The organism is Segatella copri (assembly GCF_019249795.2).
Taxonomy (GTDB): Bacteria; Bacteroidota; Bacteroidia; order Bacteroidales; family Bacteroidaceae; genus Prevotella; species Prevotella copri_B.
In genome coordinates this window covers 1,258,857-1,282,133 of record NZ_CP156891.1, presented here as the reverse complement: position 1 = coordinate 1,282,133, position 23,277 = coordinate 1,258,857, and the positions used below count along the sequence as shown (strand labels likewise).

Annotated in this window: 22 protein-coding genes; 13 read left to right on the top strand and 9 right to left on the bottom strand. The window is 45.8% G+C overall.

The features are described from left to right. Positions 1-69 precede the first annotated feature (69 nt). From trpS to KUA48_RS05755, 8 genes are all read left to right on the top strand, one after another. On the top strand, positions 70-1,155 hold the full coding sequence (trpS, locus tag KUA48_RS05790; RefSeq protein WP_218432487.1) for a tryptophan--tRNA ligase: 1,086 nt from the start codon (positions 70-72) through the stop codon (positions 1,153-1,155). 66 nt (positions 1,156-1,221) lie between these two features. After that, positions 1,222-2,481 (top strand): MATE family efflux transporter, encoded by a 1,260-nt coding sequence (locus tag KUA48_RS05785; RefSeq protein WP_334649282.1) that lies wholly within the window; start codon positions 1,222-1,224, stop codon positions 2,479-2,481. 193 nt (positions 2,482-2,674) lie between these two features. Further along, a complete protein-coding gene (locus KUA48_RS05780) occupies positions 2,675-2,854 on the top strand; it encodes a tetratricopeptide repeat protein (RefSeq protein WP_006848323.1) in 180 nt (59 codons plus the stop codon). Positions 2,855-2,923: 69 nt separating this feature from the next. Beyond that, a complete protein-coding gene (locus KUA48_RS05775) occupies positions 2,924-3,154 on the top strand; it encodes a 4Fe-4S binding protein (RefSeq protein ID WP_006848322.1) in 231 nt (76 codons plus the stop codon). Between the two features lie 3 nt (positions 3,155-3,157). Further along, entirely contained in the window at positions 3,158-4,240 is a 1,083-nt protein-coding gene (locus tag KUA48_RS05770; protein ID WP_118152185.1) for a 3-methyl-2-oxobutanoate dehydrogenase subunit VorB, read from the top strand. Continuing rightward, on the top strand, positions 4,237-5,001 hold the full coding sequence (locus KUA48_RS05765; protein ID WP_119228077.1) for a thiamine pyrophosphate-dependent enzyme: 765 nt from the start codon (positions 4,237-4,239) through the stop codon (positions 4,999-5,001). Before KUA48_RS05770 ends, KUA48_RS05765 begins: the two co-directional genes overlap by 4 nt. A gap of 60 nt (positions 5,002-5,061) precedes the next feature. Beyond that, positions 5,062-5,607 (top strand): 2-oxoacid:acceptor oxidoreductase family protein, encoded by a 546-nt coding sequence (locus KUA48_RS05760; RefSeq protein WP_006848319.1) that lies wholly within the window; start codon positions 5,062-5,064, stop codon positions 5,605-5,607. A 258-nt stretch (positions 5,608-5,865) separates the two neighbouring features. Further along, on the top strand, positions 5,866-6,147 hold the full coding sequence (locus tag KUA48_RS05755) for a hypothetical protein (protein ID WP_153079748.1): 282 nt from the start codon (positions 5,866-5,868) through the stop codon (positions 6,145-6,147). Between the two features lie 186 nt (positions 6,148-6,333). Here KUA48_RS05755 and KUA48_RS05750 read toward each other — a convergent pair whose 3' ends face one another. The 3 genes from KUA48_RS05750 to KUA48_RS05740 form a co-directional block, all read right to left on the bottom strand. Next, positions 6,334-7,176 carry a S1 RNA-binding domain-containing protein gene (locus tag KUA48_RS05750; protein WP_022121556.1) on the bottom strand — a complete coding sequence of 281 codons (843 nt, stop codon included), beginning with the start codon at positions 7,174-7,176 and terminating at the stop codon, positions 6,334-6,336. After that, positions 7,173-7,919: an ABC transporter ATP-binding protein gene (locus KUA48_RS05745; RefSeq protein WP_218432485.1), complete on the bottom strand. Its 747-nt coding sequence runs from the start codon at positions 7,917-7,919 to the stop codon at positions 7,173-7,175. Before KUA48_RS05745 ends, KUA48_RS05750 begins: the two co-directional genes overlap by 4 nt. A gap of 174 nt (positions 7,920-8,093) precedes the next feature. Further along, positions 8,094-8,300 carry a hypothetical protein gene (locus KUA48_RS05740; RefSeq protein WP_153088101.1) on the bottom strand — a complete coding sequence of 69 codons (207 nt, stop codon included), beginning with the start codon at positions 8,298-8,300 and terminating at the stop codon, positions 8,094-8,096. 256 nt (positions 8,301-8,556) lie between these two features. Between KUA48_RS05740 and KUA48_RS05735 the strand changes: the two genes are divergently transcribed. The 4 genes from KUA48_RS05735 (at position 8,557) to rhaD (ending at position 11,533) form a co-directional block, all read left to right on the top strand. Further along, positions 8,557-8,919 (top strand): BlaI/MecI/CopY family transcriptional regulator, encoded by a 363-nt coding sequence (locus KUA48_RS05735; RefSeq protein WP_006848305.1) that lies wholly within the window; start codon positions 8,557-8,559, stop codon positions 8,917-8,919. A 77-nt stretch (positions 8,920-8,996) separates the two neighbouring features. Further along, a complete protein-coding gene (locus KUA48_RS05730; RefSeq protein WP_228112476.1) occupies positions 8,997-9,755 on the top strand; it encodes a M56 family metallopeptidase in 759 nt (252 codons plus the stop codon). Between the two features lies 1 nt (position 9,756). Then, positions 9,757-10,443, top strand: a complete 687-nt coding sequence (locus KUA48_RS05725) for an energy transducer TonB (RefSeq protein ID WP_228112475.1) — start codon at positions 9,757-9,759, stop codon at positions 10,441-10,443. 280 nt (positions 10,444-10,723) lie between these two features. Beyond that, positions 10,724-11,533, top strand: a complete 810-nt coding sequence (gene rhaD / locus KUA48_RS05720) for a rhamnulose-1-phosphate aldolase (protein WP_118085764.1) — start codon at positions 10,724-10,726, stop codon at positions 11,531-11,533. 121 nt (positions 11,534-11,654) lie between these two features. Here rhaD and KUA48_RS05715 read toward each other — a convergent pair whose 3' ends face one another. The 6 genes from KUA48_RS05715 to KUA48_RS05690 all read right to left on the bottom strand — a co-directional run bounded on the left by KUA48_RS05715 (position 11,655) and on the right by KUA48_RS05690 (position 20,911). Further along, positions 11,655-12,686, bottom strand: a complete 1,032-nt coding sequence (locus KUA48_RS05715) for an L-rhamnose/proton symporter RhaT (RefSeq protein WP_218432483.1) — start codon at positions 12,684-12,686, stop codon at positions 11,655-11,657. A 144-nt stretch (positions 12,687-12,830) separates the two neighbouring features. After that, positions 12,831-14,084, bottom strand: coding sequence for an L-rhamnose isomerase (locus KUA48_RS05710; protein ID WP_117586846.1), 1,254 nt, complete (start codon positions 14,082-14,084; stop codon positions 12,831-12,833). A 49-nt stretch (positions 14,085-14,133) separates the two neighbouring features. Then, positions 14,134-15,633: a rhamnulokinase gene (gene rhaB / locus KUA48_RS05705; RefSeq protein WP_218432481.1), complete on the bottom strand. Its 1,500-nt coding sequence runs from the start codon at positions 15,631-15,633 to the stop codon at positions 14,134-14,136. 105 nt (positions 15,634-15,738) lie between these two features. Next, entirely contained in the window at positions 15,739-16,614 is an 876-nt protein-coding gene (locus KUA48_RS05700; RefSeq protein WP_006848297.1) for an AraC family transcriptional regulator, read from the bottom strand. Between the two features lie 787 nt (positions 16,615-17,401). Beyond that, positions 17,402-19,534 carry a cation:proton antiporter gene (locus tag KUA48_RS05695; RefSeq protein ID WP_218432479.1) on the bottom strand — a complete coding sequence of 711 codons (2,133 nt, stop codon included), beginning with the start codon at positions 19,532-19,534 and terminating at the stop codon, positions 17,402-17,404. Between the two features lie 165 nt (positions 19,535-19,699). Then, the gene (locus tag KUA48_RS05690; RefSeq protein WP_228114801.1) at positions 19,700-20,911 is read right to left on the bottom strand and encodes a dicarboxylate/amino acid:cation symporter; all 1,212 of its coding nucleotides are present in this window, start codon (positions 20,909-20,911) and stop codon (positions 19,700-19,702) included. Between the two features lie 236 nt (positions 20,912-21,147). On the opposite strand from KUA48_RS05690, the gene KUA48_RS05685 reads away from it, so the two are divergent. Then, on the top strand, positions 21,148-22,734 hold the full coding sequence (locus KUA48_RS05685) for an ATP-binding protein (RefSeq protein WP_218432477.1): 1,587 nt from the start codon (positions 21,148-21,150) through the stop codon (positions 22,732-22,734). Positions 22,735-23,277: the final 543 nt, after the last annotated feature.

The following is a 23,277-nucleotide window of genomic DNA, read 5'->3' as shown; positions in this document are numbered from 1 at the left end:
CACCATTTCTTGCAGTTTCTCAATATTTTGTTGTACCTTTGCACAAAAATAATAATAAATTGCAAGAAAATGGGAAAGATTATATTGACGGGCGACCGTCCTACAGGTAAACTTCACCTGGGTCATTACATCGGCTCTCTGCAGCGCCGAGTACAACTTCAGAACGCTGGCGACTTCGACAGGATGTTCGTTTTCATGGCAGATGTTCAGGCTTTGACTGATAATGCCGACAATCCTGAGAAGATTCGCCAGAACATCACAGAGGTGGCTCTTGACTATCTCTCTGCGGGCCTCGACCCACAGAAGTGTACACTCTATATCCAGAGTATGATTCCAGAGTTGGCTGAGTTGACTACCTATCTGATGAACCTCATCAGCGTATCTCGTGTTCAGCGTAACCCAACCGTGAAGACTGAGATCAAGATGCGTAACTTCGAGGCAAACATTCCGCTCGGTTTCTTCTGCTATCCTGTGAGTCAGGCTGCCGACATCACCGCTTTCAAGGCTACAACCGTGCCTGCCGGTGAGGACCAGGAGCCTATGCTGGAGGTAACCCGCGAGTTGGTTCGCCGCTTCAACCAGACTTATGCACCTGTTTTGGTAGAGCCGGAGATTCTGCTTCCTGAGATTGCCTGCTGCCGTCGTCTTCCTGGAACTGACGGTAAGGAGAAGATGAGTAAGAGTCTCGGCAACTGCATCTACATGAGTGACGATGAGAAGACCATTTGGAAGAAGGTGAAGAAGATGTCTAACGGTGAGCCACGTATGAGCATGGAAGAGCCAGGACATCTGGAGGGCAATGCCGTATTCACCTATCTCGAGGCATTCTCTACTCCTGAGGATTTCGCAGAGTTCTGGCCTGAGTTCAAGACTTTGGATGAGTTGAAGGAGCAGTATGTGAAGGGTGGTATCGGTGACGGTACCTGCAAGAAGTTCCTGAACAGCGTCATTAACAAGATGCTCGACCCAATCCGTGCCCGCCGTCATGAGTTTGAGCAAGATATTCCTGAGGTATTCAATATCCTGAAGAAGGGTAGCGAGGATGCCCGCGAGTTTGCAGCCCAGACTATGGATGAGGTTCGCAAGGCTATGCGTATCGACTATTTCAGCGATGCTGCCTATATTGAGGAGCAGGCTGCGAAATATAGAGTATAGTGATTATTTATTAGTGATTAATGATAATCATTAAAGTACGTGAATAAACGAATATTACAATTAGCGGTGCCGTCGATAATATCCAATATCACGGTACCGCTTTTGGGTTTGGTGGATGTCGCCATCGTCGGGCATATCGGCAATGCGGCTTACATCGGAGCCATTGCCGTGGGGTCGATGCTGTTCAATGTCATCTACTGGCTTTTCGGATTCCTGAGAATGGGAACCAGCGGAATGACTTCGCAGGCTTTGGGAAGGAGAGATTTGGCTGAGGTACTGAGGCTCCTGGTGCGCTCTCTGAGTATCGGTGTGGGGATAGGAGTGCTGTTTTTCGTTCTCCAGAAATGGCTGATAGGCTGTGGACTGTGGGCGATGTCGCCGGAAGCGGATGTCGTAGAACTGGCACGAAGATACTGTTATGTCTGTATCTGGGGAGCCCCGGCAGTGCTAGGACTCTACGGATTTACGGGCTGGTTTATCGGTATGCAGAACACGCGCATTCCGATGATGGTATCGCTGATGCAGAATGTGGTGAACATCATCGCCTCTCTGCTGCTGGTCTTTGTCGGCGGTATGACGGTAGAAGGCGTGGCGCTCGGAACGGTTATTGCCCAATGGTGGGGATTCCTGATGGCATGTCTGTTCTATCGCATCTGTTATCGCCGGTTAAGCAAGTATGACTATCGCCGGCATCTCTTTGCTGCCGAACCGCTGAAGCAGTTTTTTTCGCTCAATAAGGATATCTTTCTCCGCACCCTCTGTCTGGTGGCGGTCAACCTCTTCTTTACGGCGGCAGGTTCCAGGGAGAGTACCATTGTGCTGGCTGTGAATACGCTGCTGATGACGCTCTTTACCATCTTCTCTTATTTTATGGATGGTTTTGCCTATGCGGCAGAGGCGTTGAGCGGCAAGTATTATGGAGCTCGAAACATGGGAGCATTCCGCGAAGTGGTTAGAAGAACGATGGGTTTTGGAGCTGTCGTGGCTGTAGGTTTCACCTTATTATATATAGTGGGTGGCGAGAATTTCCTCTCTTTGCTCACGAGCGATAAGCAGGTGATAACTGCATCGGGCGAATATTTCTGGTGGGCTGTGCTGATTCCGCTGTCTGGCATGTCGGCATTCGTCTTCGATGGCATCTTTGTAGGCATTACCCAGTCTAAGTCGATGCTCTGTTCTACCGCCGTAGCCTCGGCTTCGTTCTTCGGTCTGTTCTTCGGCTTGCATCCTTTCCTGGGCAATCATGCCCTGTGGTTGGCCTTCATTCTCTACCTTCTGTTGAGGGGAATCGTACTGTTCGTCATTTACCATAAAAAACTGCGGTAAATGACGAATTGTCTTTTTATAGGATATATTAGTAGAAATAATGTACATCTTTCATAAAAATTGCACACTGAATTATAGTGTGCGCATTTTTGTGAAAAACTACATTAATATAGTTTAAATCTTAGGCTTATATTCTTTTTCTTAGCCGAAAATTAGTAATTTCGCAGAGCAAAACTTAAAAAGAAAAGAGTAAATGACAGCAGAAGAATATTATCAGCAAGGTAACGCCTGGCGCAAGCAGGGTGACTTTAAGCGTGCCCTCGACTGCTATATGGAGGCCATTGCCCTCGATCCGGAGAGCCCTGCCGTAGCAGCCAAGGAGATGTTGGATGATATCATGAGCTTTTATTGCAAAGACTACTACAATCCATAACAACCGACATGTGGACAGCAGGAGCTTTGTTTACTCCAATGGTAAAGATAATTAGTAAGAAATTAGAATATGAGTAAGATTAAAGGGGCTATTGTAGTCGACACCGGGCGTTGCAAGGGATGCTCGCTCTGTGTGGAGGCTTGTCCTCAGCATGTCATCGCATTGGCAGAGAAAAAAGTCAATGTGCATGGTTACCGTTATGTAGAGGCAGCTGTACCTGATGCGTGTGTTGGTTGCACTTCGTGCGCCATCGTGTGTCCGGACGGCTGTATCACTGTTTATCGTAAGAAGGAGGACTAAATAATGGCAAATCAGAAAGTTACATTAATGAAAGGCAATGAGGCGATAGCCCATGCCTGTATCAGATGTGGTGCGGATGGTTTCTTCGGCTATCCTATCACACCTCAAAGTGAGATTATAGAGACGCTGGCTCTGCTCAAGCCATGGGAAACATCAGGTATGGTGGTTCTGCAGGCTGAGAGTGAGGTGGCGGCTATCAACATGGTTTATGGTGGCGCCGGTGCCGGTAAGCGTGTCATTACCACTTCTTCAAGTCCGGGTGTGGCTTTGATGCAAGAGGGTATCTCTTACATGGCTGGTGCTGAGATTCCGGGCGTTATCGTCAATGTGCAGCGTGGCGGTCCGGGTCTGGGTACAATCCAGCCATCCCAGAGTGATTATTTCCAGGCTACCCGCGGTGGTGGTAATGGCGACTATAATGTGATTGTGCTGGCTCCTGCATCTGTTCAGGAGATGGCTGATTTCGTTGATCTCGCCTTTACGCTTGCCTTTAAGTATCGCAATCCTGCGATGATTCTGAGCGATGGTGTCATTGGTCAGATGATGGAGAAGGTGGTTCTGCCTCCTGTCAAGCCTCGACGTACCGAGGAGGAGATTGCGAAGGAATGTCCTTGGGCTACCATCGGCCGTCCGAAGAGTCGTCCTGTCAACATCATGACCTCTCTGGAACTCAAGCCTGAGGTGATGGAGGAGCGCAATATTGCTCTTCAGGAGAAATACAGAAAAATCCGTGAAACCGAGGTTCGTTATGAAACCGAGCAGATGGATGATGCCGACTATGTTATCGTAGCCTTCGGTAGCGCGGCACGTATTGCCGAGAAGAGCATCGAGAGTGCGCGTGAGCAGGGCATCAAGGTAGGATTGTTCCGTCCTATCACCCTCTGGCCTTTCCCTGAAAAGGAGATTCACGAACTCGCCAAGACCAAGAAGGGCATTCTGGTTGTAGAAATCAATGCCGGTCAGATGGTTCAGGATGTGCGACTGGCTGTGAATGGTCAGACTCCTGTGGAGCACTTTGGTCGTCTGGGCGGTATCGTACCGGAGCCGGAGGAAATCGTTGAAGCATTAAAGAAGTTAATAAAATGAATGATATAATTTCACCAGAGAATCTGGTATATAAGAAGCCTACGCTGATGAACGATACCCCGATGCACTATTGCCCGGGGTGTTCGCATGGCGTAGTTCATAAGCTCGTTGCCGAGGTTATCGAGGAGATGGGCATGGAGGATAAGACGGTAGGCGTATGTCCGGTGGGCTGCGCTGTCTTTGCTTATCGCTATTTGGATATTGACTGGCAGGAGGCTGCTCATGGTCGTGCACCTGCTGTAGCTACGGGCATCAAGCGCTTGTGGCCTGATCGTCTTGTCTTCACTTATCAGGGCGATGGCGATTTGGCGTGCATCGGTACCTGCGAAACTATCCACGCCCTGAACCGTGGTGAGCACATCGCCATCATCTTCATCAATAATGCCATCTATGGTATGACCGGCGGACAGATGGCGCCAACCACCCTGTTGGGTCAGAAGACTGCTACCTGTCCTTATGGTAGAGATGCTGATCTTCATGGTTATCCACTTAATATTACCGAGTTGGCAAGCCATCTGCAGGGTACTTGTTATGTAACCCGCCAGAGTGTGGAGACCGTGGCAAGCATCAAGAAGGCAAAGAAGGCTATCCGCAAGGCGTTCGAGGCAAGCATGCAGGGCAAGGGCTCCAGCCTGGTAGAGATTGTTTCTACCTGCAACAGCGGTTGGAAACTCTCCCCTGTTGAGGCTAACAAGTGGATGGAAGAGAACATGTTTAAGCAGTATCCTAAGGGTGACCTGAAGGATACAACGGGAATGTAAGTGAAGAGTGAAGAACGAAGAGTGAAGAACGAATTGCTCTTCTAATATAATAATAGAACAATGAAGACAGAAATCATTATATCCGGTTTTGGTGGTCAGGGCGTTCTCTCTATGGGAAAGATTCTGGCTTATTCAGGACTGATGGAGGATAAGGAGGTAACCTGGATGCCTGCTTACGGACCAGAGCAGCGTGGCGGTACAGCCAATGTAACGGTCATTGTGAGCGACAGTCGCATCTCTTCGCCTATCCTGAGCCATTATGATGTAGCCATCGTGCTCAACCAGCCATCGCTCGACAAGTTTGAGCCGAAGATTAAGCCAGGCGGCATCCTGATTTATGATGGCTATGGTGTGATGAATCCTCCACAGCGCAAGGACATCACCATTTATCGCATTGATGCGATGGACAAGGCTGCCGAGATGAAAAACTCCAAGGTGTTCAATATGATTGTTTTGGGCGGTCTGCTGAAGGTTTGTCCTGTAGTTAGCACCGATGGTTTGAACAAGGCGCTTTACAAGTCATTGCCAGAGCGCCATCATGGTTTGATTCCGCTGAACATGCAGGCAGTGGAAGAGGGAATGAAGATTATCGAAAAGGTAGATTAAATTCAATCATCAGTATAGATAAGGGAGCGGGCTGCGTTGCAATGCAGTTCGCTCCCTTGTTTTATTAGGCTGGGTTGAAAAGGAAAAAATGATGCATCTTGCAGATTATATATTTAATTTGCATCATGTAGTTTGCTACATTCAAAAACTGTTGTTGAATGTTTTTCGTATCTTAAACTAAAGAAAGTCGCTCTTTTCTTTGGCATTTCCAATTCTTTTCTTTAATTTTGTGGCGTTAATTTAAAAGAAAGGAATAAGATGGAAACGATTAATATTCAGTTTCAAGTACCTTCTACAGGTCAATATACGCTTGACGAATTTGTCGCCAAGCTCAAAGACTATGCTGAAAAATTAGCCAGTTCTATCTCCAAATCAGGAAACAGTTATCAGGAAACTTATATGAGCCAGGCAGAGCAGGAAGCCTATGTGGCAGAAAGTCTCAACCGTGCTCTTGATGAACTGGAAGCCCATAAGAAGAATGGGACTAAGCCGATGAATGCTCGTGATTTGTTGAGAAGACTTCGGGAAGAGGAGGCGTAGTATGAAGGTTAAAATTTATACGGAAAATGAATTTGAGCGACAACTTAGAAAGCTTTCCTTGCTGGTAAATTGATTATCAAGGATCATACGATGGCTGCCCTTGGTTTGGGTGGTAAACCGTATAAGAAAATAAAGGTGACGCATCTCATTTGATGCGCCACCTTATTATATATAGTTCTAAAAACTTTATTCCGCCAATCGGATGCTCATCGGGCTTACGGTGATGAGGCGCTTTTTGTATAGATCGCCCACGGCACGCTTGTAAACCTTCTTGCTCACGTGGAAACGCTCGTAGATGTCGTCGGCTTCGCTCTTGTCGCCAAGGTTACACTCGCCATCGTTGTCCAAGAGATACTGGTAGAGGGTTTCGGCGAAATCGGCAGTCTGCTGAATACCGGTCTTCTGTAGGGTGACATCTATCTTTCCGTCAGGGCGAACTCTTCCGATGTAGCCCTTCATCTTGTCACCGGTGTGGATGTACTGGAAAATCTGGTCCTGATAGAGCAGACCCGGATACTGGTTGTCGATGATAACCTTGAAGCCGAGATCGGTCTTCTGCCAGATGAGGAGATCCACTTCATCGCCATGCTTGTAGTGAGGATGGTCTTCGTTGAGATAACGCTCAATCTTGGCAGAGGCAACGATGCGATAGCTCTCCTCGTCGATGTGGATATGCACGATGTAGGAGTTGCCGAGCACCATGCGCTTCTTCTGCTCACGGAATGGGCAGAAGATGTCCTTCATCAGTCCCCAGCCCAGAAAGGCTCCGTATTCGTTGACCCATTTCACTTCGAGATAGGCGAAATCGCCCACCTTTGCCAAAGGGGTTTCGGTGGTTGCTATGAGGCGCTCTTCCTGGTCGAGATAGATGAAGACATCCAGCTCGTCGCCGATGCCTGCGTCTTCAGGTACGTAGCGGGATGGAAGGAGGATCTCTCCCTCGTCACCACCATCGAGATACAGACCGAAATCAACTTTCTTTACGATGCGAAGGCGATTGTAATCGCCGAGTTTTATCTTTTTGCTCATATAATATTATCTTCAGTTTTTTCTTCTATTGTTGGGGCTTTTACAACCTCTTCAGTTTCTTTCTTGCTATCAGCTGTTCCTGCCTCCACCGTCTTCTCAATCATTCCATCCTTGAGGTGGATGGTGCGGTCGGTGATGGCAGCAAGGCCCTCATCATGAGTTACGATGACGAAAGTCTGACCGAACTTGTCTCTGAGGTCGAAGAAGAGCTGGTGAAGCTCAGCCTTGTTCTTGGTGTCGAGACTTCCTGATGGCTCATCGGCAAGGATGACGGCAGGATTATTGACCAAAGCTCTCGCCACGGCTACACGCTGTTTCTCACCACCGGATAACTCGGCAGGTTTGTGACTGGCTCTATCGCTCAAGCCCATGAATTCCAATAACTCCTCGGCACGCTCCTTGGCTTCTTTTCGGCTCTTGCCTGCAATGAAGGCAGGAATCATGATGTTCTCCAAGGCGGTGAACTCAGGGAGAAGTTGGTGGAACTGGAAGACGAAACCGAGATGCTGGTTGCGGAAATCGCTCAGTTTCTTGGTGCTGAGGCTGCTTACATCGATGCCATCAACCATGATGCTGCCACTATCAGGCTTGTCGAGGGTACCGATAATCTGGAGGAGTGTAGTCTTGCCGGCACCACTAGGACCGACGATACTTACCACCTCGCCCTTGTCAATATGCAGGTCGATGCCCTTAAGCACCTGCAGGGAGCCGAAGCTCTTGGTTATACCTTTTATATCTATCATTTTCTTACTCAAAATTATTTTGTAGGCAAAATTAAGCAAAATATTTGGAAATGCCTAATTTTAAGAGATAAAAAGAAATAAGGAGGGATATAAAAAAACAAAACGCGCCTTATTCTTGCAAATTAAGCTCGTTTCTGTACTCAATTCTGTATTACTTTCTATAAAATGTAGGTGTTATTTCAACCCATCGGCATCGCCGGTGGTCTTCAATCCGTTGCTCTTTTCTCTAGGGGTGATGTTCATCTTCTTTGCCATGGTATTCTCGATGAGGCTGGCATCGAATGCCATCTTCTTGTCGGTGCAGGTGATATCCTGGAAGGTGAAATCTACTAGGCGGTATTTATCGCTCTTACCCACATCGAAGAAGTTGTCGCAATCCATCTGGATGTTCTTGATGGAGATGTTGTTGCACTGGCACTGATCGTGTATTATTATATATTGGTTCTTTTTATATGTAATCTACGATAAACTCGTAATTTTCTATGTTTTAGTATTACGAAAAGCTCGTAAAACGTTAAAGTGTAGTTGAATTTATGTTTTTTAACGTAGGTTGTTTTGTACTTATACGAAAAGTTCGTAGATTTGCAGCGTGATTTAGAAACAAGAATGTTGAATTTAAAAGAATAAAGATAGAAATATGGAAAAGCTGACGAATCAGGAAGAAGATATTATGCTTCGGATATGGCAATTGGGACGATGTGCCGTGAAACAGATTATGGAACTGTTGCCAGAACCTCGTCCACCTTATACTACAGTGGCTTCTATTGTGAACAATCTGAAGCGCAAGGAATATGTCAAGGCGGAGCGGGATGGTAAGGGTTATGTCTATTCTCCACTCATAGCCGAGAGCGATTACAAGCGGAAGTTCCTGTCGGGTTTCGTGAACAATTACTTCAAGAATTCCTTCAAGGAAATGGTTTCCTTCTTTGCCAAGGACGAGAAAATCAGTCCTGAGGACCTCAAGGATATCATCCGTGAAATCGAGAATTCGGAAGAATAACTCGAGAACTTTGCTGAATAAATCAAGCTTTCGGAAGAATAATTATTAAGTTCATTTCAAACAAAAATCGAAACTGTATGGCAATATATCTTATAAAAATCAATGTAGCCCTGATGCTCCTTTATGGGTTTTATCGCCTCACGGTGAGCCGCGATACCTTCTTCGGTCTTCGCCGCCTTACCCTCTGGCTCATCTATGCCGTCGCCCTGATGGTTCCGGCGCTCAATCTGGAATATTGGGTACGCGATACCCCTACGATGGTGAGTATGGCGAATGTATATGCCGACACGTTTTATCCCGTGGTGGTTGTAAAGGCTCAGGCTTCCGGCATAACCTGGATGGATATGCTGCTGGGCATCTATTGGGTAGGAGTAGCCGTCCTCTCATTGCGGTTGGTATGGCAGCTCTTCAGCATCATCCGCCTTGTGGTTATTTCCCGGAAACAAGAGGTGGAAGGCATCACGGTACATCTGCTCAAGGGCGAGGGGAGTCCGTTCTCCTTCTTCCGCTGGGTGTTTATGTATCCATCTACCCTGGAGGGTAGGCAGTTGCATGAAGTGATGGTTCATGAATGCACCCATGTTTCGGGTCTCCATTCCCTAGATACCCTCTTCTCTGAGCTTTTCTCCATCGCCTGCTGGTTTAATCCGTTTGCCTGGCTGATGAAGCAGGAAGTAAGAATGAATTTGGAATATTTAGCCGATGAAAGTGTTTTATCTGATGGCAACGCGCGCAAATCCTATCAGTATCACCTTCTAGGTTTGGCATATCGACAGCCGAATGAATCGACCAAGATTGCCAATAATTTTAATTTATTACCTCTTAAAAAAAATTAAAATGATGAACAAACGTAGAACAAGTGAAATAGGCAAGGCGAAGTACCTCCTTTTCGCACCTTTGGCAGGAGTGTTGCTCATGGTGAGCAACATCGAGAGTGTGGCTCGTGAGATTGGCGAGCAGATTCCAGTAGTAGCTGAGGTTCAGCAGAAGACTGAGCAGGCTCTGAATGCTGATGTGGCTGTGGCGAATCCGATGGCAAAGGATGCTGTCGAGATGATGAACCCATCAGAGACGGCTGAAATGAAAGCTGCCGAGGCTGCAGAATTGGCAAAGGCGGAAGCTGAACTGAAGGCGGAAGCAAAGACTTCTGATGCGACAGCTCCTGCCGATACGACTAAGAGCGTAGTGTATGATATACCAGAGACGATGCCGTTTTTTCCTGGTGGTCAGTTAATGTTGATGAAGTATCTGGCTGATAACATCAAATATCCTGCTTCCGCAGTCAAGGCCAAAAAGCAGGGTCGTGTGATCGTAACCTTTATCGTCCAGAAGGATGGCAGCGTTACGCATGCCAAGATAGCCAAATCTATAGATCCGGAACTTGATGCTGAGGCATTGAGAGTCGTGAAGGGAATGCCTAAGTGGACTCCGGGTACACAGAATGGTAAACCTGTAAGTGTAAGATATATGGTCCCTGTAAAATTCTCTCTTTGGAAAGATGCAACCCCAGGGAAAAAGAAGTAAAGTAGAATATCAATCTCAGGTTATAATAAGAGCATATATCTCAACTCAATGAAAAAGAGCATAAATCTCATCTCAGCGATAGGGTATGTATTCTCTATTGACATGTAGAATGAAAAGGGCGGTTTTCTTGCGTGATGCAAGAAGCCGCTTTCTGCATTTTTCACGATTTTGAGGGTTATGCCAAATGTCATAGCCCAAATATCAAAAGAATAGGTTGGATATGGGCGGAAATGATTACTTTTGCAGCAGAAATTTTAAATAAGCTAATAACAAGATTAATATGAATAGTGTTTTAGAAGGTCGTCCTGCCTTGAAAAAGGAGGTCGAGAAGATAGCTGAAGTTGCTGGATACCTCTGGCAGAATGGTTGGGCTGAGCGTAATGGTGGTAACATCACTGTAAACGTTACCGACTTGGTTGATGACGAAATCAAGGCTTTGCCTGCCATCAGCGAAGTAAAGCAGATTGGTACAGCATTGCCAGCCTTAAAAGGTTGCTATTTCTTCTGCAAGGGTACAGGTAAGCGTATGCGCGACTTGGCTCGCTGGCCTATGGAGAACGGTTCTATCATCCGCATCCTCGACGATTGCGCCAGCTATGTTATCATCGCAAATAATCCTGTAATGCCAACATCTGAGTTGCCTAGTCACTTGAGCGTTCATGCCCGTCTCATCGAGAAGGGTTCCAACTATAAGGCTACTGTTCATACTCACCCTATCGAGCTTATCGCCATGAGCCACAACAAGAAGTTCATGGGCAAGGACGTGTTGAGCAACCTGCTCTGGAGCATGATTCCAGAGACCAAGGCTTTTTGTCCACTCGGTTTGGGTATCGTTCCTTATCAGTTGCCAGGCAGTTTGAAACTTGCTGAGGAGACCTTGAAGGAGTTGGAGGATTATGATGTAGTGATGTGGGAGAAGCATGGTGTCTTTGCCAAGGGCTTGGACGTGATGGATGCCTTCGACCAGATTGACGTACTCTCTAAGAGCGCCAAGATTTACATCGATTCCAAGTGCATGGGATTCGAGCCTGATGGTATGAGCCAGGAGGAAATGGCTGAGATGACCAAGGCATTTAATTTGCCAAGATAATATAGGCTTTAGATAAAGAAATAAGTTTTAAAGATTGTTTTCTATAAGAATTTTTGGTTTAGATAATTAAGTTTAATAAAAAGACCCCGAGCATTGTGAAATACTCGGGGTTCCTTTTTTGTTATATAAGTTGTGGCAAGAAGCTTGAGATAATCAAGACGATGATGCCGACAATTAATACGGAGATGGTCTTCTTTGAGCAGCCTTTCCATTCCTTTAGGATGATGCCCCATACATTCGAGAATACTACGTTGAGCGCCATCAGAATGCAGAACGATAGGGTCATGAGGGTAGGAGATTCGGTGAGGAACCCCTTGCCCAGTGACAGTCCGAAGAACTGGCTGTACCACAAGGCACCAGCCAAGACACTATAGAGAATGTTATTGCTCCAAACCTCCTGGTTCTTGTAATCGCTCCAAGTATGATTCTTGGTGTTCTGATAGAAACAGTAGATGGCATTGGTGATGAAACCACCTAGGGTAACCAGGAAGGTGGCTGGCAAGGTCTTGTACATATCAGGAGTGAAACTGCCGAAATGGATATCGGAACCGAAGGCGAGACCCACATTGAAGCAGCCGCTCATGAAACCAGCCAGCAAGGCGATGGCAAGTCCCTTAGGGAAGTTGAAGTCCTTTACTGCCGCCTTCTTCTCTTCTTCTGAGAGCGATGCCGCCTTCATACTACCTGCCACACCGATGATGGCGATACCGAGAAGAGTGACTACCACGCCGAGAATTACGCTGAAGGTAAGCGATGAGAGGGCGTCCATCTCCGGGAAGAAGATGTTGAGCAATACAGGTCCCATGATGGTGCCGAGACCTGCACAGGTTCCCAAGGCGATGCTCTGTCCCAATGCTACTCCCAGATAGCGCATGGAAAGACCGAAGGTCAGTCCACCTACGCCCCAGAGTACACCGAAGAGCATGGTCATTGCTACGTTGAAGCCATAACCGTCGAATAATTCAAAGAAGGAATGGCCGCTTGGAACAGCGAGCATTGCGCCTAAGAAAGGCAAAATAAGCCATGCGAACACACCCTGAACTACCCAGTAGGATTCCCAACTCCAATCCTTAATCTTGTTGATTGGAACGTAACAGCTGGACTGGCAGAATGCGCCGATGGCTATGATTAAAAGTCCTATTAATATTTCCATATTGTTTAGTAATTAAGTGAAGAGCGATTTTGAGTGAAGAACGAAGAGTGAAGAATTCATGTGTTTTTTTAGCCATAAGACTATTGAATTCTTCGTTCTTCACTCTTCAGTTAAATCGTTCTTCACTCTTCACTTAAATCGTTCTTAAACTCGCTTTGCGAGTACCTCAGCCTCGTACTTCTCGATGTCTGCGATGTACTCTTCGCCAACAGGGATGTTGTTCTTCAAGTTGAAGTAATCATATACTGCACCGAATGGCAATGTCTTCTCTTCTTCGAGGAGAGCCAGGCGCTGGAAGAGCTTGCCCTCGTCCTCGTACTTGCGGAGGGTATCAAGTGGCTCAAGGAATGCCTGCAACAATGACTTCTGGGCAGCACGAACACCGATGATGTAAGCACCGATGCGGTTGATAGAACCGTCGAAGTAGTCGAGACCGATGTGAGCACGGTCGAGTGCGTTGGCACGAACCAACTCTGAGAAGAGGTTGCGTGTGTTGTCATCGAAGAGGGTTACGTGGTCTGAATCCCAGTGCATTGGGCGAGATACGTGGAGCATCAGCTCAGGAACGAAGAGCAGGAGTGCAGAAACTGCATCAGATACGTTCTCTGTTGGCTCATAGTGACCTGTATCGAGAGTGTACATCACGTTGTTCTTAGCGCAGTAGCCAGCGTAGAAGTCGTGAGAACCTACGGTGTAAGCCTCCAAGCCAATACCGAAGAGCTTAGCTTCGAGACAAGACTTCATGTTAGGCAACTCCTCTGCTAAGATCTCATCGAGAGAGTTCTTCAAAATCTCACGATAGCGTCCCTTCTCTACAGTGATGTCCTTAGAACCATCGTGTACCCAGATGTTCATGATACATGGGTCGTTCTGGAACTTACCCATAGCGTCTGCAATGCGGCGGCAACGCTTGGTGTGCTCAATCCAGAACTCGCGGATAGCTGGGTCAGGATTTGACAATGAGAGGCTGCCACTCTTAGGGTGAGAGAAAGAAGTAGAGTTGAAGTCGAGCTTCATGTTCTGCTCCTTAGCCCACTGCATCCAGCCTGTAAACTGGTCTACGGTTACCTCGTTACGGTCAATCTGCTTGCCACCGAACTCACCGTAAATCTCATGAAGGTTGAGACGGAAAGTACCAGCCAGGAGAGAGTTCACCTTCTCGATGTCCTGACGGAGTTCGTCGATGTTGCGAGCCTTGCCAGGATAGTTACCAGTGCTCTGGATACCACCAGAAGCAGCCTCACCGCGCTCGAAGCCAACTACATCATCAGCCTGCCAGCAGTGCAGAGAGATAGGAGTTTTCTCCAAAGTCTCAATAGCCTTGTCTGTATCTACACCCAGAGCTGCATAGCGCTCCTTTGCAATCTCGTAATTCTTTAAAATCAAATCTGCTTTCATTGTTTTTATGTATTTTGTTATTATTGTTTATTTTTACCTTTTTACCCTTTTACTTTTTTACCTTTAAAAACTTCTCGTAAGCCGCATCCCATGCTTCCTTGTTCTGTGGCTCGAATGTATTAAGCTCCAGTGAGTTGGCGATAATCTGGCGCATTTCCCAAATATCCTTTACCAAGCCCGATGCCTTTGCCTGGAGCATGATGTTACCGATGGCGGTGCCTTCCTGAGGACCTGCCAATACGGTTACACCACAACTGTTGGCAGTAAACTGGTTGAGATATTGGTTGAGCGAACCTCCACCGATGATGTGGAGCACATTGAGGTCGATGTCGGCGAAATCCTTGAGCCATGTGAATACCTGGCGATAGCGGAGGGCAAGACTCTCGAAGATGCAGCGGCAGAATTCGCCATAGCTCTGAGGAACATGCTGACCGGTCTTTTCGCAATACTGCTTGATGGCTTCTACCATGCTCGATGGGTTGGCAAAACAGGTATCATCCGGGTTGATGATGCTTTGGAAGGCTGGCTGCTTCATGGCTTCAGCTATAAGTTCTGCATGACCCAGGCAAGTCATATCTTTCTGGTTGGCAGCAGCCTCGTCTTTCCATTCCTTGCGGCAACGCTCGTAAATCCACATGCCGCAGATGTTCTTCAGGAATCGGGTAGTGCCCTCAATGCCGCCCTCGTTGGTGAAGTTGAGCTCATAGCTCTTCTCGTTGATGATGGCGTTCTTGGTCTCGATGCCCATCAGGCTCCAGGTTCCTGAACTCAAATAGGCAAACTCCTCGTTCTTGGCAGGAACGGCTGCTACGGCACTGGCTGTATCATGACCTGCTACTGCGATGACGGGAACGGCATTCAGTCCTGTTATCTTCTGTACCTCTTCGGTCAGTGTGCCGATGATGGTAGCAGGATGGGTCATCTTGCCAAACTGTTCTCTCTTCAATCCGATACTTTCCACGAGGTCGATGTCGAAATCGCCGGTCATCGGATTCAGAATCTGAGAAGTAGATGCTACGGTATATTCGCAGATGGCGTTGCCGGTGAGCATATAGCTCAGTGCATCAGGGATGAAGAGAATCTTGTCGGCATTCTCCAGAGCCACGTTTCCTGCCTTGCGCATGGCATACATCTGGAACAATGAGTTGAAATTCATAAACTGGATGCCGGTCTTTTCGTAAACCTTCTCCTTGCTGATTTTCTCATCAAAGTATTTCTCCATGATGCCCATGGTATGAGGGTCGCGATACGCCATCGGGTTGCGTAGGATATCTCCGTTCTTGTCTACATATACAAAGTCGCATCCCCAGGTATCAATACCGATGCTCTGGATGTGGATGCCACGCTGTGCTACGAGTTTCAATCCTTTGATAATCTCAAAGTAGAGGGCGTAGATATCCCAATAGAAGTGACCGCCTGTTTCGATCAGGTTGTTGTCGAAACGGGTCAGCTCCTCTAAGTCAAACTTGCCGTCTGACAAGCTTCCTACTATGGTTCTTCCGCTGGTAGCACCTAAGTCTACCGCGAAGAAGTATTTCTTTTGTTCCATTATGAATTTTGTCTTTAAGTTGCTGTTATTTGTTCACGTTTGCAAAGGTAGACCAAAAAAAGGATATGGAACAAGAGAAATTGATTTTAGAGCCTTATTTTTTGACTATCTCGTCATATTTCTGAAATCTGATGGCTTCATGCCCGTCTGAATTTTGAATTTGGCAGAGAAATAGTCAGGCGATTCGAAATTGAGCCGGTATGCAATCTCCTTGATGCTCTCGTCGGTGGTAGACAGCAGTTCTTTGGCTCTCTGCAGTTTCAGATTCTGCTGATAGAGGGCGGGAGCGAATCCGGTATGCTCCTTGAAGAGCTTGCGGAAAGAAGAGTAGCTGATGCCCAGTTCCTGCGCAATCTCCTGGATGGTGAGCGTATCTTCAAGCGATTCTCGGATACGCAAACGGGCTTTATTGATCATGTCAACATGCTTGGTATCCTTGCTCAACACGATATTTCTCTCCAGAGAATACATTTTGCCTATCAGATGGTTTACGATACCCGCCATAGTCTGTTGTGCAAAAGCAACCTCTTCCTGTGCGGTTTTGTAAGCCTCTTCGTAGAGAGCGATAATCTCGTTACTGTAACCTACATGGTAGATTGGCTTTTCAGGAGAAAGAAACCCTGCTTTCACGCGGTCGTCGATGTTCTTGCCCTTGAAGCCGATCCAATAGCTTTTCCAACCCTTGGTGCCTGATGGATGATAGCTATGCCATTCACCGGGAAAGAGCAGGAAGATGTCTCCAGCCTTGATCTTTGTTTCCGGGAGATGGGCAGAACAGAACACTCCTTCACCTTCTGGCTGGTAAAGCAGTTGGTATTCGTCGAGTATTCTTCCCTTCTGAAGATCGAAGTAATATCCGTCAGCATGTCCTTTTGTTGGATAGGCTTCTCCTGGGGCGATTTCTTCTCGTCCCACGGTGCTGATGGTGAGTCCCCATTCGGCATCTCTTTTTGTAGCTAATAGGTATTTACTTGTTTGCATATTGTTTCTGTTTTATGATTTTCATCTGCAAAATTACGCTGAATAATTCTAACTTCCAAATTTTTATGTCGTTTTTTTCAGGAATCCAGCATTACTTCTGATTGACGTTGCAAAGATACAACATTTCCGTTTCCTACCTATGCGATTTGTGCGATTTGCGTGGATTCGGGAAATAAAGTACAGAAAATACCATGAAATCATTCTGAAAATATCTCCGAAGGATAAAAAGATAACTCCGATAGATAAGAAATTATCTCCGAAAGATAGCAGAATATCTCCGAAGGATAAGAAAATATCTTCGATAAAGAAGACTTGGAAGCTGTGTTGGGTGACGAGGTGAAGGGTGAAGGGTATATTTTAAATCTTTATATTATATTCTTTTTAGGGCTTTTTCGATTTTTGACCCTAGGGTACTTTTTGATTTTACCCTTTTTTCCTTTACCCACGCGTACATATATAAATAGAGTTTTCAAACCTTCACCCTTCACCTTTTTATTTAACATTCTGTATATCAATTTATTAAAGGTGAAGGGTGGTGAAGGGTGTTTTCGGTTTTTCTTAAACATATTTTAAGAAATGAAGCGGCCTTTACATTTTTTAAAAGATGCGTTTCTTTGAGATGTTAGATTGATATTTCCATATTTAAAATATCTTGTTAACTAAAAGTAGTTTGGGTTGTTTGGATAAAATTAAGTATTTTTGGATAAAAATGTTGGCTCATTATCAATAATAATGAGTAATTTTAAAAAGGCCACTCGGTAAGAACTGAGTGACCTTTGTTTTCTCTTTATTTTCTGAACTTCTTCTTAAACCATTGCAGGAATGATTCGTAAGCACTGATCTCTTCCTGATGCTGAGGTTCAGCGAAGGTAAGCTGGTCGCCGTAGGAATCACCATGCTGGTCGGGGAAGATAATCATCAGGTTGGTACCTGAGAAGTATTTCGTTATTTCTTCCGGCAGACGCTCCAGTGCTGTCTTGTAAGATACGGTTCCCTTACGGGCGGTTACTACCACGAACAGGTGGTCTGGAGATATCTGCGAAGCCAGCTGCGGCAACTCGTTCCAGTGAATCATCTGGGTATAATCAGCACGCACTTCCGGATGCCGGTTCTTGATATATTCATTGATGAGCGCCAGACTCTCTTCTCTGCCATGAAACTGGATGCGACAGTCGAGGTTGCCGGCAAGTCGGGCTAGTCGTTCCAGCCAGCGGTAGAAACCCGGCTCAAACTCTGCTCTCGAAGGTACGGCTACCTGTATTCTTCTCAATGTATTCAACGGCTGTCTGATGCGTGCCATGATAATCTGGCGGCTCAATCCGTTGAAAAGACTCTGGTGGAATTCTCCCCAGAACTTCGGCGAAACCTCAGGATGCATGTGCATTCCGATGATAATCTCAGAACATTGGAACTCGTTGAAGGCATGCTTGATGCCGTTGGCGATGTTGGCGGCAATACGAACCTGGGTCTGCGTCATCACATCGGTGGCAGCAGCCAGCTGACTGCAATGTTCCAGAATCCTTCTTCCCTGTTCCTGGTTGTATCGCATGTCCTTGTCTTCATATACCACATTCAGGCAGATGAGTCCCCTGTTCAGCTTCTGATTTCTCACCAGAAACGCCAGACTCATCAGGTTGTCGGCATATTCAGGATATTTCACCGGAACCAGAATTTTCTCATCGCTCACCTTCTTGTCGTCTTCTGCATCAGGCAGTTCCTTGTCTCTCAGGATAATCTTCTGCGAAGACCGGTCGGTAAGGATGGATGAGATGATGCAGGTAATCAGAATCATCATAACCACACCATTGAGCATATCATCGTTTACGAGATAAGTGCCCGGTGCTACGAGCAGATGCATACCCACCATCACCATGGCGATACTTCCGGCAGCATGAGCCGAAGTGAGTCCAAACATCATGTGACCCGAAGAAAGTGGCAACCTGAAACCCAGACAGGCGATATAGGCTGCGATGGCTTTGCCCAGGGTTCCGAAGAAGGCGATGCAGAACACGACCCATAGAATATGACTGCCCTGAAACAGCAGATTGATATTGATTAGCATGCCCACACCTATCAGAAAATAAGGAATGAAGAGGGCATTGCCGATAAACTCGAGGCGGTTCATCAGTGGCGAAACATGCGGAATATATCTGTTTAATATCAGACCGGCGAAGAAAGCACCGAAAACGCCCTCGATGCCCACTATCTGCGAAAGTGCCGCACTCATAAAGAGCATCGAAAGTACGAAGATAAACTGCATCACCGCATCGCTGTATCTTCGCAAGAACCATCTTGTAAGTCGGGGAATCAGTATGATCATCACGCCACAATAGACAGCAAACTTGAGGGTGAAGAATACCCAGAACAGTACACCGTCATGCTTGCTGAACGATGCTACCAGTCCGGCAAGCATAATCAGGGCTATGAGCAGCGAAATCATGCTCGACCCCACACTCAGCGTAACGCTCGGTTTCTGTTGCAGTCCGTATCTCGAAACGATAGGATAGGCAATCAGCGTATTGGATGCCATGATGCAGCTCAGCAGGAAGGAAGCCTTGGCAGAGTAGTGGAGCAGCCAGATACTCATGCCGTATGTGAGGAAGAATGGTATAAAACAGGTGAGCAGGCCATAGATAAGCAGTCGCGACTTGTTCTTTTTCATGCCTTCCATATCCATCTCCAGTGCAGCGAGGAACATGATGTAATAGAGTCCCACCTTTCCGAAGAGCTCAAACGAAGAGTCGCGCTCCAGGATATTCAGTCCGTATTTGCCTATGAGCACACCTGCCAGCACCATACCGATGATGTGCGGGATACGGAGTTTACCCATGATGATAGGGGCAAAGAGGATGATGAGGAGCACTACGAAGAATATCAACGTAGGGTCTGTGATAGGGAAGTATTGAGCGATATGGAACATAGGCTTTCTTCTTTTTTGTTATATTAAAAGAGGGATTTCTGCATCAGCATTCATCCCTCCCTTTCTGTTTTTGACTGCAAAAGTACGAATAAATCTTGAAAGCACAAAGTTTTTCTGCCCTTATCCTACAATCATGGTGATATTTTTGCATGTTCACTATTGTTTCTATCTTTTCAAATCCCTATCCACCATGGCACAGACACAGGAGTCTGACCATACATTCTCTGCCGTTTCAATCATGTCGATGATGGTATAGATTGGCAGGATGATGCCCATGATGCCGATAGGAGCATTGATACCGGACATCAGAGATAGGGTAAGGAAATAACATCCCATCGGTACTCCTGCATTACCCACTGCTGAGATAACTGAAATGAAGAGCCAGAGAATCATCGTAGTCCAAGGTAAAGGCATTCCTCCATTCTGCATCAGAAATAAGGAGGTTACGAGGATAAACGCAGCGCAACCATTCATGTTGATGGTAGTACAGATAGGTAATACAAAGCGGGAAACCTGATTGGAAACTCCCAGCCTGTCTTCTGCTGTCTGCATCGTCACCGGCAACGTAGCAGCAGAACTCTTTGTAAACAGAGCCATTAATACTGCCGGCATCATCTTGCCCAGTGTACGCACAGGATTCAAGCCTCTTGCCAAGAGGAAGAGCGGAAGGATGATGAAGAATTGAATGACATTACCTCCCAGGATAACAGCTACGTACTTTCCTAGAGAAGCCATCACGATACCCGCAGAGAACTGGGCTGAGAGTTGTGCTGCAAAGGCAACGATACCCAGAGGCAGAGCCCAGATTAATCCATGAATCAGCATAAAAAGCAGATCCTGTAATCCAAACAATCCCTTCATCACGACTTCTTTCTTATCGCTTGATGGCATCTTGGCTAAAGCAATACCTGCTGCTGCCGCCAAAATCAATATAGAGAGTACATTTCCTTCGGCAAACGGCTTGATGATGTTGTTGGGTATTACCCCAAGAATATGGTCATAATAGCTGGTTTCTCCCAGCTTTTGGGGAACATCCGCCATACCGCTCTGTACCAAGGCTGTAGGTAAATTGCCTGGAGAAACGATGTTGTAGAGCACCAGTCCCACTGCTGCAGCTGCTATCGTCGTGAGCAGGGTGTAGGTGATGGCGTGGCGGAATATCTTACCGGTATCTGCCTGGTTGCCCAAGGATGCCAGGGTTGTGATAACAGCCAAGGCTATGGTTGGTACTGCCAGAAGCTGAAATAAGCGGGTATAGACCGTGGCTATGAAGTTCATCAGACCATCCAGCCAGCTGATGCCGAATATCCCCAAGACTGCGCCTACTATCAAAGCGCCAATCCATAGTACCAGCTGCCGGGTTTGCTTATTCTTCACTCCTTTTTGCTTACTGCAGCCAGCATTGCTATCCGGCTGTCTATTTCCAATATTATTCATTGTTTCTACCATGATTTTAAACTATTATTTTCAAAAGGCAAAGGTATTATTTTTTTTCCTTGTCAACAATCCCACAAATATGGTATTTTGCAATCTCGTTATTTTTTTCGGGCTATTCTTTTGCTTGTATCATTATTTTTTGTAACTTTGCCGAAAGAATTTAAAAAGGCAGCAATATGAAATATCCTATAGGAATACAAGACTTCGAACAAATCATAGAAGGTGATTATGTTTATCTTGATAAGACGGCATTGGTCTATGACTTAGTGACTAATGGTAAAATATACTTTCTGTGTCGTCCTAGACGATTCGGAAAGTCGTTGCTCGTATCTACCTTGAAATACTATTTTGAGGGAAAAAAGGAGTTGTTCAAGGGGCTTGCCATCGACAAGCTGGAGAAGGAATGGAAGCAATATCCTGTGTTCCATTTAGACTTCAATGGCATTAATTTTACTGATGCAGGAATGTTGGATAAAACCCTGTTAGGTTTTGTTGAACGACAGGAAAAAATATATGGGAGGGATGAGTTTGCTGAAGGATTGGGAAGCCGATTTGTATCTGTCCTCAAAGCTGCCCATGAGAAAACTGGTCTTCGTGCTGTTGTCTTGATTGATGAATACGACAAGCCTTTGCTAGATGTCTTGGACCAAGATTTGAATATTACAATCAATGGTCAGAAGAGAAAGTTGGAGGAATGGAATAGAGAAGTTTTGAAAGGTTTTTATTCAGTTTTCAAGGCAGCCGATGCCGATTTGCAGTTCGTTTTGTTGACTGGCGTTACCAAGTTCTCTCAGGTGAGTGTGTTCAGTGGTTTTAACCAACCTGATGACATCAGTATGGATGAGCATTACGAGGCACTTTGCGGTATTACGGAAGAAGAGTTGTATTCCACATTCGAGGAACAGATTAAAGTGATGGCTGTGAGATATAAGACTACAGAGGAGGGGATGAAATACAAGTTGAAACGTAAGTTCGACGGTTATCATTTTAGCTCAGACATGCTCGATATCTATAATCCGTTTAGTATCTTGAATTCTTTGAGCAAGAAGAGACTAAGTGACTTTTGGTTTCGTACTGGTACACCAACTTATTTGGTTCGCTTGCTTTCCCATTTTAAGGAGAATTTGAATGAATTGACAGGCAAGTATTATCCAACAAGTAGTTTCGTGGATTATCGAGCAGATGTAGAAGCGCCATTGCCTATGATTTATCAGAGTGGCTATCTTACGATAAAGGATTGGAACATGAATATGGATTCCTATCTTTTGGATTTTCCGAATGATGAGGTGAAAAATGGATTCCTTACTTTGGTGGCTACTAGCTATTTGCAGCCAAAAGAATCGACAGATGCTTTTGTTTTACAAGTGGTGAGTGCTATGGACGTGGGAGATTGCCATCAGTTGGAGAATCTGATGACTTCCTTCTTTGCCAGCATTCCTTATAGCCAGCGTCGCAAGGGCGATGAGCGCGAGAAGGAGCGTTATTTCCAATATACCTTTTATCTCGTATTGAGAATGATCAGCTGTTTCACTGTGTTCATTGAAAAGCAGCAAAGCGAAGGTAGGGTAGATTGTGTGGTTGAGACCCAGAACTATATCTACATCTTCGAATTCAAGCGTGATGGTTCGGCAGAGGAAGCCCTGAAGCAGATAGAGGATATGGGCTATGCCAGGGAATATGCAGCAGATGGCAGAAAGATTTATCAGATAGGCTGCAACTTCTCATCGAAGACGGGAACCATTGATGGGTGGAAAATGAAGTAGGTAATCTGTAAGAATATCCCGAAGATGTAGTGATGCGGCGTTGTTAAGAATGAAACATTTTTACATTAGCTTGCCTGAGATTCTCATATTTTCAGACGCTTCTGGGTTCTTTGAGAATATCGCAAATATGAAGAAGAATAGAAACTTGTTGATAATCAGGTGTTTGTGATTTCTTGACAAGAATATGCCGTTGAGGAAAATCTATAGTTGTACGACTATAACCCCTATAGTTGTACAACCATAACTCTACAGTTGTACAACCATAGCATATATAGTCGTACAACTGTAACTTTATAGTCGTACAACTATAGGTCTTGTTCTTAATATAGAGCAGAAAACAGAGAATTCCGGCCTCTCAATTCTCTTGTTTTTATCGCTAGATTCCAAACTTGTAGGTATATGCATTTTGGTTATAAATATTGACGGGAGGTATTTTTTGCAATTGTAATTTGAACTAAAAAAAGGAGGAATAAGGCCTTATGGAAAATGGGGAAGATGTTCCCGAATGGCTGAAGAATGGGGATTATGAGTTTGAGTATAATA

What these genes read in the sequence shown, in the direction of transcription:
- trpS (WP_218432487.1), top strand. Translation starts at nt 70, where the DNA reads ATGGGAAAGATTATATTGACGGGCGACCGTCCTACAGGTAAACTTCAC.
- KUA48_RS05780 (WP_006848323.1), top strand. Translation starts at nt 2,675, where the DNA reads ATGACAGCAGAAGAATATTATCAGCAAGGTAACGCCTGGCGCAAGCAG.
- KUA48_RS05775 (WP_006848322.1), top strand. Translation starts at nt 2,924, where the DNA reads ATGAGTAAGATTAAAGGGGCTATTGTAGTCGACACCGGGCGTTGCAAG.
- KUA48_RS05770 (WP_118152185.1), top strand. Translation starts at nt 3,158, where the DNA reads ATGGCAAATCAGAAAGTTACATTAATGAAAGGCAATGAGGCGATAGCC.
- KUA48_RS05765 (WP_119228077.1), top strand. Translation starts at nt 4,237, where the DNA reads ATGAATGATATAATTTCACCAGAGAATCTGGTATATAAGAAGCCTACG.
- KUA48_RS05760 (WP_006848319.1), top strand. Translation starts at nt 5,062, where the DNA reads ATGAAGACAGAAATCATTATATCCGGTTTTGGTGGTCAGGGCGTTCTC.
- KUA48_RS05755 (WP_153079748.1), top strand. Translation starts at nt 5,866, where the DNA reads ATGGAAACGATTAATATTCAGTTTCAAGTACCTTCTACAGGTCAATAT.
- KUA48_RS05750 (WP_022121556.1), bottom strand. Translation starts at nt 7,176, where the DNA reads ATGAGCAAAAAGATAAAACTCGGCGATTACAATCGCCTTCGCATCGTA.
- KUA48_RS05745 (WP_218432485.1), bottom strand. Translation starts at nt 7,919, where the DNA reads ATGATAGATATAAAAGGTATAACCAAGAGCTTCGGCTCCCTGCAGGTG.
- KUA48_RS05740 (WP_153088101.1), bottom strand. Translation starts at nt 8,300, where the DNA reads ATGGATTGCGACAACTTCTTCGATGTGGGTAAGAGCGATAAATACCGC.
- KUA48_RS05735 (WP_006848305.1), top strand. Translation starts at nt 8,557, where the DNA reads ATGGAAAAGCTGACGAATCAGGAAGAAGATATTATGCTTCGGATATGG.
- KUA48_RS05730 (WP_228112476.1), top strand. Translation starts at nt 8,997, where the DNA reads ATGGCAATATATCTTATAAAAATCAATGTAGCCCTGATGCTCCTTTAT.
- KUA48_RS05725 (WP_228112475.1), top strand. Translation starts at nt 9,757, where the DNA reads ATGATGAACAAACGTAGAACAAGTGAAATAGGCAAGGCGAAGTACCTC.
- rhaD (WP_118085764.1), top strand. Translation starts at nt 10,724, where the DNA reads ATGAATAGTGTTTTAGAAGGTCGTCCTGCCTTGAAAAAGGAGGTCGAG.
- KUA48_RS05715 (WP_218432483.1), bottom strand. Translation starts at nt 12,686, where the DNA reads ATGGAAATATTAATAGGACTTTTAATCATAGCCATCGGCGCATTCTGC.
- KUA48_RS05710 (WP_117586846.1), bottom strand. Translation starts at nt 14,084, where the DNA reads ATGAAAGCAGATTTGATTTTAAAGAATTACGAGATTGCAAAGGAGCGC.
- rhaB (WP_218432481.1), bottom strand. Translation starts at nt 15,633, where the DNA reads ATGGAACAAAAGAAATACTTCTTCGCGGTAGACTTAGGTGCTACCAGC.
- KUA48_RS05700 (WP_006848297.1), bottom strand. Translation starts at nt 16,614, where the DNA reads ATGCAAACAAGTAAATACCTATTAGCTACAAAAAGAGATGCCGAATGG.
- KUA48_RS05695 (WP_218432479.1), bottom strand. Translation starts at nt 19,534, where the DNA reads ATGTTCCATATCGCTCAATACTTCCCTATCACAGACCCTACGTTGATA.
- KUA48_RS05685 (WP_218432477.1), top strand. Translation starts at nt 21,148, where the DNA reads ATGAAATATCCTATAGGAATACAAGACTTCGAACAAATCATAGAAGGT.